This is a genomic window from Paraburkholderia sp. BR10937 (genome assembly GCF_040965695.1).
Taxonomy (GTDB): Bacteria; Pseudomonadota; Gammaproteobacteria; order Burkholderiales; family Burkholderiaceae; genus Paraburkholderia.
In genome coordinates, this window is sequence record NZ_JBFRCL010000021.1 from 122,062 (window position 1) to 135,063 (window position 13,002).

15 protein-coding genes are annotated in these 13,002 nt (G+C 63.5%); 7 read left to right on the plus strand and 8 right to left on the minus strand.

Annotated features, from left to right (window positions below; all coding sequences use genetic code 11):
• The first annotated feature begins 26 nt into the window (after nucleotides 1-26).
• From AB4Y44_RS19065 to AB4Y44_RS19075, 3 genes are all read left to right on the plus strand, one after another.
• Nucleotides 27-1,058 carry a CDP-6-deoxy-delta-3,4-glucoseen reductase gene (locus AB4Y44_RS19065; RefSeq protein ID WP_342921091.1) on the plus strand — a complete coding sequence of 344 codons (1,032 nt, stop codon included), beginning with the start codon at nucleotides 27-29 and terminating at the stop codon, nucleotides 1,056-1,058.
• A 332-nt stretch (nucleotides 1,059-1,390) separates the two neighbouring features.
• Nucleotides 1,391-2,575 (plus strand): acetylornithine transaminase, encoded by a 1,185-nt coding sequence (locus AB4Y44_RS19070; RefSeq protein WP_368700538.1) that lies wholly within the window; start codon nucleotides 1,391-1,393, stop codon nucleotides 2,573-2,575.
• A gap of 18 nt (nucleotides 2,576-2,593) precedes the next feature.
• Entirely contained in the window at nucleotides 2,594-3,055 is a 462-nt protein-coding gene (locus AB4Y44_RS19075) for a GNAT family acetyltransferase (RefSeq protein ID WP_342921093.1), read from the plus strand.
• Between the two features lie 96 nt (nucleotides 3,056-3,151).
• Here AB4Y44_RS19075 and AB4Y44_RS19080 read toward each other — a convergent pair whose 3' ends face one another.
• From AB4Y44_RS19080 to AB4Y44_RS19110, 7 genes are all read right to left on the minus strand, one after another.
• The gene (locus AB4Y44_RS19080; RefSeq protein ID WP_112173207.1) at nucleotides 3,152-3,868 is read right to left on the minus strand and encodes an ABC transporter ATP-binding protein; all 717 of its coding nucleotides are present in this window, start codon (nucleotides 3,866-3,868) and stop codon (nucleotides 3,152-3,154) included.
• Nucleotides 3,868-4,644: an ABC transporter ATP-binding protein gene (locus AB4Y44_RS19085; RefSeq protein ID WP_069262747.1), complete on the minus strand. Its 777-nt coding sequence runs from the start codon at nucleotides 4,642-4,644 to the stop codon at nucleotides 3,868-3,870. Before AB4Y44_RS19085 ends, AB4Y44_RS19080 begins: the two co-directional genes overlap by 1 nt.
• Before the next feature lie 18 nt (nucleotides 4,645-4,662).
• Entirely contained in the window at nucleotides 4,663-5,832 is a 1,170-nt protein-coding gene (locus AB4Y44_RS19090; protein WP_133185790.1) for an ABC transporter ATP-binding protein, read from the minus strand.
• 16 nt (nucleotides 5,833-5,848) lie between these two features.
• Nucleotides 5,849-6,799: a branched-chain amino acid ABC transporter permease gene (locus AB4Y44_RS19095; protein ID WP_342921094.1), complete on the minus strand. Its 951-nt coding sequence runs from the start codon at nucleotides 6,797-6,799 to the stop codon at nucleotides 5,849-5,851.
• Nucleotides 6,800-7,012: 213 nt separating this feature from the next.
• Nucleotides 7,013-7,315 (minus strand): hypothetical protein, encoded by a 303-nt coding sequence (locus AB4Y44_RS19100; protein WP_368700539.1) that lies wholly within the window; start codon nucleotides 7,313-7,315, stop codon nucleotides 7,013-7,015.
• A gap of 551 nt (nucleotides 7,316-7,866) precedes the next feature.
• The gene (gene ispH / locus AB4Y44_RS19105) at nucleotides 7,867-8,838 is read right to left on the minus strand and encodes a 4-hydroxy-3-methylbut-2-enyl diphosphate reductase (RefSeq protein WP_342921096.1); all 972 of its coding nucleotides are present in this window, start codon (nucleotides 8,836-8,838) and stop codon (nucleotides 7,867-7,869) included.
• 5 nt (nucleotides 8,839-8,843) lie between these two features.
• Entirely contained in the window at nucleotides 8,844-9,299 is a 456-nt protein-coding gene (locus tag AB4Y44_RS19110; RefSeq protein ID WP_028205261.1) for a peptidylprolyl isomerase, read from the minus strand.
• Between the two features lie 189 nt (nucleotides 9,300-9,488).
• On the opposite strand from AB4Y44_RS19110, the gene radC reads away from it, so the two are divergent.
• The 4 genes from radC to nadB all read left to right on the plus strand — a co-directional run bounded on the left by radC (nucleotide 9,489) and on the right by nadB (nucleotide 12,853).
• Nucleotides 9,489-10,313, plus strand: coding sequence for a DNA repair protein RadC (radC, locus tag AB4Y44_RS19115; RefSeq protein WP_368700540.1), 825 nt, complete (start codon nucleotides 9,489-9,491; stop codon nucleotides 10,311-10,313).
• A 256-nt stretch (nucleotides 10,314-10,569) separates the two neighbouring features.
• Nucleotides 10,570-10,803 carry a 50S ribosomal protein L28 gene (gene rpmB / locus AB4Y44_RS19120; protein ID WP_027794135.1) on the plus strand — a complete coding sequence of 78 codons (234 nt, stop codon included), beginning with the start codon at nucleotides 10,570-10,572 and terminating at the stop codon, nucleotides 10,801-10,803.
• 10 nt (nucleotides 10,804-10,813) lie between these two features.
• The gene (gene rpmG / locus AB4Y44_RS19125) at nucleotides 10,814-10,981 is read left to right on the plus strand and encodes a 50S ribosomal protein L33 (RefSeq protein ID WP_027794136.1); all 168 of its coding nucleotides are present in this window, start codon (nucleotides 10,814-10,816) and stop codon (nucleotides 10,979-10,981) included.
• A gap of 270 nt (nucleotides 10,982-11,251) precedes the next feature.
• Nucleotides 11,252-12,853 (plus strand): L-aspartate oxidase, encoded by a 1,602-nt coding sequence (nadB, locus tag AB4Y44_RS19130; protein ID WP_342921097.1) that lies wholly within the window; start codon nucleotides 11,252-11,254, stop codon nucleotides 12,851-12,853.
• 48 nt (nucleotides 12,854-12,901) lie between these two features.
• Here nadB and AB4Y44_RS19135 read toward each other — a convergent pair.
• A partial coding sequence (locus AB4Y44_RS19135) for an integrase core domain-containing protein (RefSeq protein WP_342923703.1) occupies nucleotides 12,902-13,002 on the minus strand: 101 nt, incomplete at its 5' end.

Sequence of the window (13,002 nt, forward strand, 5' to 3'; positions counted from 1 at the left end):
GGATACAGACTTACGCTTCCCTGAATATGGCTTTCAACGTAACGCTCAAGCAAAGCGGCCGGCAATTCCAGGTCGAGCCCGACGAACCCATTCTCAACGCGGCCCTGCGTCAGGGCATCGGCCTGCCGTATGGCTGCAAGAACGGCGCATGCGGCTCGTGCAAGGGCACGGTCTGCAACGGCGAAGTGGAGCAGCGCGCCCACGCGGCTTCGGCGCTTTCCAATGACGAAAGAACGCGCGGCATGGCCCTCTTCTGCTGTGCGACGGCGCAAACCGACCTCGAAATCGATATCCGCGAAGTGGCGGGCGTGGGCGACGTGCAGGTGCGCAAGCTGCCTACCCGCATCGCCGCCATCGAGCGCCGCGCCGACGACGTCGTCGTCCTCAAGCTGCAGCTGCCGGCCAACGAGCGCCTGCAGTATCTGGCCGGCCAGTACCTCGAATTCATCCTCAAGGACGGCACGCGCCGCAGCTACTCGATGGCGAGCGCGCCGCACGAGGAAGGCCCGATCGAGCTGCACATCCGCCACATGCCGGGCGGCAAGTTCACCGACCACGTCTTCTCGCAGATGAAGGAGCGCGACATCCTTCGCTTCGAAGCGCCGCTCGGCACCTTCTTCCTGCGCGAGGATTCCGATAAGCCCATCGTGCTGCTCGCCTCCGGCACCGGCTTCGCGCCGCTCAAGGCGATCGTCGAGCACGCGGTCCACAAGAACCTGAACCGCCCGATGACGCTCTACTGGGGTGCGCGCCAGAAGAAGGACCTGTACCTGATGGATCTCGCCGAGCAATGGGCGAAGGAGATCCCGAACTTCCGCTTCGTGCCGGTGCTCTCCGAGCCCGCCGCCGGCGACAACTGGACCGGCCGCACGGGCTTCGTGCACCGCGCCGTAATCGAGGATCTGCCCGATCTTTCGGGCCACCAGGTCTATGCGTGCGGCGCGCCGGTGATGGTGGAGTCCGCGCAGCGCGACTTCACGCAGCACCACGGCCTGCCCGAAGACGAGTTCTACGCGGACTCGTTCACGAGCGCCGCGGACCTCGCGAACGCCGTCTGAAGCTCGCGCGAGCGGGTCGTTGCGTATGCAATGCATCGCCCCGCCGGACGGCCGTCACGAAAAATTCTTCGGCTGTCTGGAAAAATTCGGCACATTGATGGTTTACATCGCCATTCGGCTTGTCGTATTCTTGCGCCCATGAACTGCATCCTGTCCGCCCTTCGACGTCGCCGCTCGCCCCATCCTTAGGGCCTGGCTACTCGCGGACGCGCGTTGCACTTCTCAACGCACAGCAAGTTCGAATCACGAAAGCCACGGCCAGTCCGTGGCTTTTTGTTTTTCCGCCGTATCTTCTTCAACCCTTGTGCAGCCCCAACGCGGAGCCCGTTGCCATGAATTATTCCGAGTACCCGATCGAGTCGCTGATGTACATCACCAACCGGCCCGAAATCGTTTTCACGCATGGCAAGGGGTCGTGGCTCTACGACAACGAAGGCAAGCGATACCTGGACTTCATCCAGGGTTGGGCCGTCAACAGCCTCGGGCACTGCAACGACGGCATGATCGAGGCGCTGGAAAAGCAGTCGCGCCTGCTCATCAACCCGTCGCCGGCCTTCTACAACGAGCCGATGGCGAAGCTCGCAGGCCTGCTCACCGAGCACAGTTGCTTCGACAAGGTGTTCTTCGCCAACAGCGGCGCCGAAGCCAACGAAGGCGCGATCAAGCTCGCGCGCAAGTGGGGCAAGAAGCATCGCGACGGCGCCTACGAGATCATCACGTTCGACCACAGCTTCCACGGCCGTACGATCGCGACCATGTCGGCGAGCGGCAAGCCGGGCTGGGACACGATCTACGCACCGCAAGTGCCGGGCTTCCCGAAGGCCGACCTGAACGACATCGCCTCGGTCGAGAAGCTCATCAACGCGAAGACGGTCGCCGTGATGCTCGAACCGATCCAGGGCGAAGGCGGCGTGATTCCCGCCACGCGCGAATTCATGCAGCAACTGCGCGCGCTCACGAAGAAGCACGGCATCCTGCTGATCGTCGACGAAGTGCAGAGCGGCTGCGGCCGTGCGGGCACCCTCTTCGCCTACGAACTCTCGGGCATCGAGCCGGACATCATGACGCTAGGCAAGGGCATTGGCGGCGGCGTGCCGCTCGCGGCGCTGCTCGCGAAGAAGGAAATCGCCGTGTTCGAAGCGGGCGATCAGGGCGGCACGTACAACGGCAACCCGCTGATGACGGCCGTGGGCTATTCGGTGATCTCGCAACTGGTTGCGCCCGGCTTCCTCGAAGGCGTGCGCGCTCGCGGCGAGTATCTGCGCGAAAAGCTGCTCGAGCTTTCGGCCGAACGCGGCTTCCAGGGCGAGCGTGGCGAAGGCTTGCTGCGCGCGCTGCTGCTCGGCAAGGACATCGGCCCGCAGATCGTCGAGAAGGCGCGCCTCATGCAGCCGGACGGCCTGCTGCTCAACGCCGCGCGCCCGAACCTGCTGCGCTTCATGCCGGCGCTGAACGTGACGACGCAGGAAATCGACCAGATGATGGCGATGCTGCGCACGATCCTCGACTCGCTGTAACCAGACGGAGCACGAGCGATGTCCGCCACGATCCGCGTGTTCAGCGAAGCCGATACCGAAGCGGTAATCGCGCTCTGGCGGCAGGCGTTTCCCGAGTACAACGATGCGAGCCGGCCGCATCGCAATCCGCGTCTGTCGATCGCGAACAAGCTCGGCACGCAGCCGGAACTGTTCTTCGTCGCCACGCGCGACGTCGACGGCGCGCTCCTCGGCACGGCCATGGCCGGTTACGACGGGCATCGCGGCTGGCTCTATTCGGTCGCCGTGGCGCCCGATGCACGGCGCCACGGCCTCGGCACGCGGCTCGTGCGCCATGCGGAAAGCGCGCTCGCCGCGCTGGGGTGCCTCAAGCTCAACCTTCAGGTGCTCACCGACAAGGCCGAGGTTCTCGCGTTCTACGAGCAGCTCGGCTATCGCACCGATGCCGTGGTGAGTCTCGGCAAGCGCCTCGCCGTGCAGGAGTCCGAAGCGCTCGCCTGAGCCTCATCGATCGACGCCACGAAAAAAGCCGCATAGGTTTCGCACCCATGCGGCTTTTGTTTTGCTGCGGCCGCGCGGACCGCTGCGCAATGCTGCTTACTCGCCCAGGTACGCCGCGCGCACCTTCGGATCGTCGAGCATCTGCTTGGCCTCGCCTTCCATCGTCACGAGGCCCGAATCCATCACGTAGCCGCGATTCGCTGCCTGCAGCGCGAGACGTGCGTTCTGCTCCACGAGCAGCACCGTGATGCCTTCCGACGAGATCGTACGCACCACTTCGAAGATCTTCTCGACCATGATCGGCGAGAGACCCATCGAAGGCTCGTCGAGCAAGAGAAGCTTCGGTTTGCTGATGATCGCGCGCGCCATGGCCAGCATCTGCTGCTCGCCGCCCGAGAGCGTGCCTGCGAGCTGCGTGGCGCGTTCCTTCAGGCGCGGGAAGAAGCCGAACATGCGCTCGACGTCCTTCTGGATGCCGTCGTTGTCGCTGCGCAGGTACGCGCCCATCTGCATGTTTTCGAGGATCGACATGCGCGCGAAGATGCCGCGGCCTTCCGGCACCATCGCGAGGCCGCGCTTGAGCAGTTCATACGCGGGCACGCCCTTGATCGACTGGCCCATGTACTCGATGTCGCCAGCCGAGTACGGCTTCAGGCCCGTGATGGCCTTCATCGTCGTGGTCTTGCCCGCGCCGTTCGCGCCGATCAGCGTGACGAGTTCGCCCTGGCGAACTTCCATGTCCACGCCCTTGACTGCCTGGATCCCGCCGTAGTTGACCTGCAGACCCTTGATTTTCAGAACCGATGTCGACATCAGTGAACCCCCGCACCCAGATATGCCTCGATCACCTTCGGGTCCTTCTGCACGTCTTGCGGCAGCCCTTCGGAGATCACCTTGCCATAGTCGAGCACTGTCATCCGGTTGCACAGGCCCATCACCAGTTTCACGTCGTGCTCGATCAGCAGGATGGTCTTGCCATCGGCGCGGATCTTGTCGAGCAGGCGCGTGAGTTCGACCTTCTCGGTCGCGTTCATGCCGGCTGCCGGCTCGTCGAGCGCGAGCAGCTTCGGATCGGTCGCGAGTGCGCGCGCAATTTCCAGACGGCGCTGGTGGCCGTACGAGAGGTTGCGCGAGGTGTAGTCGGCGTATTGAGCGATGCCCACGTATTCGAGCAGCTCGATCGCACGTTCCTTGATCTCGCGCTCTTCCTGACGCTCCGAGGGCGTCTGGAACACAGCGCCGAGCAGGCCGTGCTTCGTGCGCACGTGGCGGCCGACCATCACGTTCTCGAGCGCGGTCATGCCGCCGAACAGGCGAATGTTCTGGAAGGTACGAGCGATGCCCGCCTGCGCTACCTGATAGACAGCGGTCGGCGTGTAGGCCGTACCGTCGAGCTTGAATTCGCCGGAATCAGGCGTGTACAGACCGGTAATCACGTTGAAGAACGTGGTCTTGCCGGCGCCGTTCGGGCCGATCAGGCCGTAGATCGTGCCTTCCTCGATCTGCAGGCCGACGTCGGACAGCGCCTGCAGGCCGCCGAAGCGCTTGTTCACGCCCTTCACGGACAGGCGGATAGCTTTGTTGCTCATGTGGTGTTCTCCCTGTCCTTATGCGCGAACCGGCTTCTTGCTGGCACGCTTGGCGATCTTCGCGATCTTGTCTTCGTGCTTCGCCGCCGGCCACAGGCCTTCCGAGCGATACAGCATGATGACGACCATGGCGAGGCCGTAGAGCAGCTGGCGAATGACTTCCGTATCGACGACTTCGTGGCCGAACAGCATGTGCTGGAGCGGGCCCATCGTCGAGCGCAGGAACTCCGGGAAAATGGCGAGCAGCACGGCGCCGAGAATCACGCCGGGGATGTGGCCCATGCCGCCCAGCACCACGCAGGCGAGCACGACGACCGATTCCCAGAACGTGAACGATTCCGGTGACACGAAGCCCTGGAACGCGCCGAACATCGCGCCCGACAGACCGCCGAACGACGCGCCCATCGCGAACGCGAGCAGCTTGACGTTACGGGTGTTGATACCCATGGCCTTGGCGGCGATTTCGTCCTCGCGGATCGCGGCCCATGCGCGGCCGATACGCGAGTGCTGCAGACGCGTACACACCCAGATCACGAGCAGCGCGCAGATCACGAACACGTAGTAGTACATGTAGACCGACGTGAACGTGAAGCCCAGGATCTCGTGCGGCTGCGCGAGATTGAAGCCGAACACCTGCAGCGGCGCGACGCCGGTAATGCCCTGCGGCCCGTTGGTGATGTTCACCGGACGGTCGAGGTTGTTCATGAAGATACGAACAATTTCCCCGAAGCCCAGGGTCACGATGGCGAGGTAGTCGCCACGCAGACGCAGAGTCGGCGCGCCGAGCAGCACGCCGAAGATCGCGGCGAGCGCCATGGCGCACGGCACAACGATCCAGTACGGCGTATGCAGCCCGTTCGGGAACATGTTGGCGATCCACGTGAACTGCGTGGTCAGGTGCGGCGACGTGAGCAGCGCGGCCACGTAGGCGCCCACCGCGTAGAACGCGATATAGCCCAGGTCCAGCAGGCCGGCGAAGCCCACCACCACGTTCAGGCCCAGCGCGAGCATCACGTACAGCATCGCGAAGTCGAGCACGCGCACCCAGTAGTTGCCGCCCGCGGCGCCCACCACGAAGGGGAGCGCTGCCACGACGATGGCCGTCACGATGCCGACCGTGAGGGTCTTCGTCATGTTCTTTTCGGGGATGAGCGTCGTCGACGGCTCGATCGGTTGAATTGAAGTCATGTTGTGTTACTCCCTCTTATGCGCGGTCCGCGACACGTTCGCCCAGCAGCCCCGACGGACGGAACACGAGCACGACGATCAGCACGATGAATGCGAAGACGTCCTGATAGTTACTGCCGAACACCCCACCGGTCAGGTTGCCGATGTAGCCTGCGCCGAGCTGCTCGATCAGGCCGAGCACCACGCCGCCGACCATCGCGCCGCCGAGGTTGCCGATGCCGCCCAGCACGGCGGCCGTGAAGGCCTTCATGCCGGGGATGAAACCCATGTAGAAGTGCGCGTTGCCGTATTCCGAGGCGATCATCACGCCGGCCAGCGCGGCGAGCGCCGAGCCGATCATGAACGTGGCCGAGATCACGAAGTTCGGGTTCACGCCCATCAGCGAAGCGTTGTTCGGGTTCTCGGCGATGGCGCGCATGGCGCGGCCGAGCTTGGTCTTGTGCACGAGGAGCAGGAGACCCGCCATCACGACGAACGCGACGACGATGATGACGATTTCCGTCATCGAGATCACGGCACCCACGCCGGTTTCAGTCGGCTTGACGACGTTGATCGGATCGGTCGAGATGAGCTGGGGGAACGCGAGCGGATTGCGGCCCCAGATGATCATGGCGAGCGTCTGCAGCAGGATCGACACCCCGATCGCGGTGATCAGCGGCGCGAGGCGCGGCGCGCGACGCAGCGGCCGGTACGCGACCTTTTCGATCGTGTACCCGACGACCGCACACACGACCGCGGCAACCGCGAGTGCAATGCACAGCGTGGGGATGTTCCCGAGGCCCGGGAAGTGATTGTGGAGCACGTTGATCGCGGAGAGCGCGACCATGGCGCCCACCATGAGCACGTCGCCGTGCGCGAAGTTGATGATGCCCAGAATCCCGTACACCATGGTGTAGCCCAGTGCGATGATGGCGTAGATGCTGCCAAGCACCAGCCCATTCAGGATCTGCTGGATGAAAATATCCATTTAATGCTCCTTAGCCCGTGCAACCGGATTCGCGCTCGTCATCGGCCGGTGGGCGATGTTTTACGGAACCGCAACGACACTTTCGGGTATTGAAGTAAAAACCGGTAACGGTTGGCCGCCCTGGTTTGCGTTGCCGCTGTGTTGCAGCGGCAGGCTCGCCAAAAGCGGATGCAAAAACGGCACCGTCGGATGGTTCGGTGCCGTCGGGTTCAATCAACTACGCGTCATATTCACGTTGGCGTATTCGCGGCGAGCCTTGCGGCCGACAAACGCGAATGCGTCAAACGCCATGACTCCCTCACCCCGGCCACCCGCGCACTGCGGGATCTCAGCTGCGAGATCCGTCGCGCCCAGGCGGCGAACCGGCGTGACAACGCCGGTGCATGCAAAAGCAATCTGCATGCCAGAAATGATCGATGTTGCGCTCGTGCCCGTCTCGACATTGCGGCTGTGCCACGTGTGGCGGGGCGCAACCGCATTGATCGATGACGCGGCAAAAGCCGACTTGAATCGCATTAATCAGGTCTCCTGCGCCTTCCGAAATGCTTGCCTGATGGCCTTCTCATGGGATGTCCAGCCTTCAGAACGCGCGCATTGTAACGCCAATTATGCGACGGGCAATATTGTTGAGCCGGCAGGGTTTTCCTGCATTGCAACCATATTTTTAGATAACCACCCGAGATGGGTTGCACCGCAGGTTGCGCCGCATTTTCGTGCACCAGTTGCACCAAAAATCGACGGGCATCGCATCATGTGTTGCAGATAATGGCCGCAATGCCTTGTCGGGCGGGCATTGGTTCAAATGAAGGATATTTAAGGGAGGGCATAATAATGCCGCTCCGACGCGGTGCATTCGTGTCGAAAGCGTGCCAATTGCCCCATAAATTCGGGGTCATACCACGCAATTCGACCCTGCACGCTAGAGAAAACACTAATAAGAGCACCCGGCCAATGTGAGGTTAACCTGCCTCTTCTCATCATGCGACCCTTATTATTGGCGCGCCGCATCTGTCACAGGTATAAAAAAACGCGCCCCATGGGCGCGTTCTCGCGGAGTGCGGGAGGCGTCAGCCTGGCTGACCGAGTCCGCGCGGCAACGGGAATGCAATGTTCTCCTCGATGCCTTCGAGCGCACGCACGTTGCGCGCACCAAGTTCGTGCAGGCGGCGAATGATCTCCTGAGCGAGCGCTTCGGGAGCCGACGCTCCGGCCGTCAGGCCGATCCGGCGCTTGCCGGCGAGCCACTGGGGGTCGATCTGCTCAGGCGCATCCACCATATAGGCAGGAATGCCGCGCTTCTCGGCCACTTCACGCAACCGGTTCGAATTAGAACTGTTCGGGCTGCCCACCACGATCACGACGTCGCACTGCGGCGCCATGAACTTGACGGCGTCCTGGCGATTCTGCGTGGCGTAGCAGATGTCCTGCTTCTTCGGCTCGCGAATGGCCGGAAAACGGGCCTTGAGCGCCGCGATGATTTCCGCGGCGTCGTCCACCGAGAGCGTGGTCTGCGTGACGAACGCCACGCGCTGCGGGTCGCGCAGCTTGAGCGCCTCGACATCGGCAATGTCTTCGACGAGGTACATGCCCTCGGCCACCTGCCCCATGGTGCCTTCCACTTCCGGATGGCCCTTGTGCCCGATCATGACGATGTCGAGCCCTTCGTCGCGCATTTTCGCGACTTCCACGTGCACCTTCGTGACGAGCGGGCAGGTCGCGTCGTAGACGCGCAGGCCGCGCGCCTCAGCGTCGGCGCGCACCGACTTGGAGACGCCGTGCGCGCTGAAAATCACCGTGTTGCCGGACGGCACCTCTTCGAGCTGCTCGATGAAGATCGCCCCTTTCTTGCGCAGGTCTTCGACGACATAGGCGTTGTGGACGATTTCGTGACGTACGTAGATCGGTGCGCCGTGAAGCTGGATGGCGCGCTCGACGATCTCGATGGCCCGATCGACGCCGGCGCAAAAGCCGCGCGGCTGGGCGAGCAGGATTTCCGCGTCGGCCAGTTCTGCGATGAGGGACGTGTCCGTGTTGGTCATGGGCTTTAAAGGATTCCGATGATTTGCACTTCGAACGCAACCGCCTGGCCAGCGAGCGGGTGGTTGAAATCGAACAGGGCGGAGGTCTCGTTCACTTCCTTGAGCACACCCGCGTAGCGCCCGCCGTTGGGAGCATTGAATTCGATCAGGTCGCCCGGGCTGAACTCCTCGCCGATCATGCCGTTCTCGCGCAGGGTCTTGAGCGAGACGCGCTGGATCAGGTCGGGGTTGCGCTGGCCGAAAGCGACGCCGGGTTCTAGCTGAAAGGTCGAGTGGTGACCCACCTTCAGGCCCTGCAGAATCTCTTCCAGCGGCGGCGCAAGCTGGCCGGCGCCCATCAGCAGGGTGGCGGGACGGTCGACAAAGGTATTGACGATTTCGGTGCCATCGGCGAGTGAAAGCCGGTAATTCAGCGTCACGTGGGAACCGGATTTCACTTCGGAGATGTCGATGATGCTCATGCGTAACTCATTTCGTCGTAACGCGCGCTTCGCGCGTGCGCGCCGCAAGGCGCCGGTCCGGCCTGCCTCGGGCGGCCGGAAAGCATCTATTGTAAGCCACTTGGCTGAGGCGGTCGCGGCACGATTGTGCACTGCCAACGCTCGCACTCGCGCGCGCCACGCACGCCTTATTTGTCTGTGGAGATTGCCATGAGGGAACTCGCCTGCATGCTGGACACGGCGCCCGATACCGTCGGCGGCGCCCTCGCCGTCCGCCTGCCCGGTCCAGGCTGCGCGGAGCGCGGCCCCCGCGGCGGCGCCCGCCCCGCTCCGGCAGCGCCCGCGGTCTCGACCCACGAGAACGCGGCGCCTGCGGCACCGCGCCGCGATATGCCCCGCGAGCGACTGCGCTCGGCCGGCGCCGCCGCGCTCTCGGACGTGGAGTTGCTCGCGATCCTGCTCGGCTTCGGCTTGCCGGGCCACGATGTCTTCGAGGTGGCGCGCACGCTGCTGGCCCAATTCGGCTCGCTGCGCGCCATGCTCGACGCGCCGCCCGAAGAATTCGAGGCCCTGCGCGGCATCGGGCCCGCAAAAGCCGCGATGCTGCAAGCGGTGACGGAACTCGCGCGGCGGGCGCTTGCGCAAGCGCTCGACGACAAGCCGCTCGTCGACTCCCCCGGAGCGGTCGAGGACTATTTGCGCCTCCTGATCGGCGGGCGGCCGCACGAGGTGTTCGTTTGCCTCTTTCTGGATGCGCGCCATCGGCTGATCCGCACGGAGGAAAGCTCGCGCGGCTCGCTCACACGCATGGCGGTGTATCCTCGCGAAATCGTGCGGCGCGCGCTGACGCTCAACGCCGCGAGCCTGATCGTCGCCCATAATCACCCTTCGGGCGCGGTGCAGCCGAGCGCGAGCGACCGGCGCCTCACGCGGGTGTTGCGCGAAACGCTGGCACTCGTGGAGGTTCAACTCATCGATCACCTGGTCATCGGCACCCGGGAGACGTTTTCCTTCGCGCGCCAAGGCTGGAGCTGAGGCAACACAAGCGCGAGGCGCGGCGGCACACAACACCATGTGCAAATCGGGTTTGATTTTCCAGGACTTTTTCTGCTAGAATTACGGTTTGCCTATTTCCAACCCTGTTCCGAAGCCCATCGAGGCGTTCCAGGGGAAATATGGCCTGGGTTCGAGGTTGTCTCTCATCCATACGTGAGCGCGCTCTTATTCCGGCCATTTCTCGCCTGGGAAACTTAAGCGGCTCTCGAACTCAGAATTTCCGTAGGAGTGTCTCATGGCACGTGTATGCCAAGTCACTGGGAAAGCGCCGATGAGCGGCAACAACGTTTCCCACGCTAACAACAAAACCAAGCGCCGTTTCCTCCCGAATCTGCAAAACCGCCGTTTCTGGGTTGAAAGCGAAAACCGTTGGGTGCGTCTGCGCATCTCGAACGCAGGCCTGCGCCTGATCGACAAGAACGGCATCGATTCCGTGCTCGCAGACCTGCGCGCACGCGGCGAACTGTAAGGAGTAAATCATGGCCAAGGGCGTCCGCGACAAGATCAAGCTGGAATCGACCGCAGGTACGGGTCACTTCTACACCACCACGAAGAACAAGCGCAACATGCCGGAAAAAATGTCGATCAAGAAGTTCGACCCGGTTGTTCGCAAGCACGTCGAGTACAAGGAAACCAAGATCAAGTAATTGATCGGGTTTCTAGCCTGACGAAGACAGAAAAACCCCGCTTTTTAGCGGGGTTTTTCTTTTTGCACGCCCGCCCTGCCCCGGTTCGCGCGCTGCAACGGTGTTTTAACGGCGGCGCCCAAACTGGCGCTTTCCGTTCGCTCCTCTCTCGGAGTATGCTTCCCGCTTTATACCGGCTGCCACACGCGTGTCATATGCCATGACGGCGCAGGACTGCGGCAAACGCGGCGGCCAGAAAGCGTAGAACAAGAGAGACGGAGAAGCAGGATCATGAATTTCGATGTAGCGATCGTCGGCAGCGGCCTCGCAGGACTGAGCGTCGCGCTGAATCTCGCCGGTTCGCGTCGCGTCGTGATCATCGCCAAGCGCGCGATGACCGAAGGTGCAAGTGACCGCGCGCAGGGCGGCATTGCCGCCGTGCTCGATTCGGCCGACAGCGTGGAGAACCACGTGGACGATACGCTCGTCGCCGGCGGCGGCCTGTGCGACGAGGCGGCCACGCGCTACATCGTCGAGCATGGCCGCACGGCCATCGAATGGCTGATTGCCCAGGACGTGCCGTTCACGAAGGACGCCGCCGCCGAACTCGGCTTTCACCTCACGCGCGAAGGCGGCCACAGCCATCGCCGCATCATCCACGCCGCCGACGCCACCGGCCACGCGGTCGTGCAAACGCTGCTCGAGCGTGCGCGCTCGCACCCGAACATCACGATCCTCGAAGACCATCAGGCGATCGACGTCATTACTTCCGACCGGCTGGGTCTGCCGGGCCGTCGCTGCCACGGCCTCTATGCGCTCGATCTGAAAAACGACCGCACGGTGACGATTCAGGCGCCGCACACGGTGCTCGCCACGGGCGGCGCGGGCAAGGTGTATCTGTACACGACGAACCCCGACACGGCCACCGGCGACGGCATCGCCATGGCGTGGCGCGCGGGCTGCCGGGTGGCGAACATGGAGTTCATCCAGTTCCACCCCACCTGCCTGTTCCACCCGCACGCCAAGTCGTTCCTGATTTCGGAAGCCGTGCGCGGCGAAGGCGGCGTGCTGCGCCTGCCCGACGGCACCCGCTTCATGCCCTCGCACGACGCGCGCGCCGAACTGGCGCCGCGCGACATCGTCGCCCGCGCGATCGACTTCGAGATCAAAAAGCACGGCATCGACTGCGTGCATCTCGACATCAGCCATCAGCCGCCAGCGTTTCTCGAGGAACATTTCCCGACCATCCTCGCGCGCTGCCGCGAATTCGGCATCGACATCACGAAGGAGCCGATTCCCGTGGTGCCGGCCGCGCACTACACCTGCGGCGGCGTCGTCACCGACCTGGCCGGGCGTACCGATCTCGCGGGCCTCTACGCCGTGGGCGAGACCTCGTACACGGGCCTGCACGGCGCGAACCGCCTCGCGAGCAACTCGCTGCTCGAGTGCCTCGTGATCGGCCGCTCGGCGGCCGCGGCGATCGAGGCGGAAGGGTTCAGTGCGGGCGCGCATGCGCCGCTGCCCGACTGGGACGAAAGCCGCGTCTCGGATTCCGACGAGGAAGTCGTCGTGGCCCACAACTGGGACGAGCTGCGCCGGCTGATGTGGAATTACGTCGGCATCGTGCGCACCGACAAGCGGCTCGAGCGCGCCCAACATCGCATCGCCCTGCTGCGCGATGAAATTCTCGAGTACTACGCGAATTTTCGCGTCACGCGCGACCTGCTGGAATTGCGCAACCTCGTCGAAGTCGCTTCGCTGATCGTGGAAAGCGCGCGCTCGCGCCGCGAGAGCCGTGGCCTGCACTACAGCCGCGACTGGCCGAACTCGCTGCCCAAGGCGCTGCCGACCGTGCTCGCGCCGGAGCGCGTACGCAATCGCACGGTTTCATGAGCCGGATGAATTAAAAGCGCCGTGACCCGTCCTGCCTTAGGTTGACACCTACATAGCAGCTAGAAACGCTCGATGAACTTCGTCGGGCGTTTTGTATTTTAGCGAGTGGTGCGGTCGTTCCTGGTTGTAAATCTGTACGGACTGCCTGA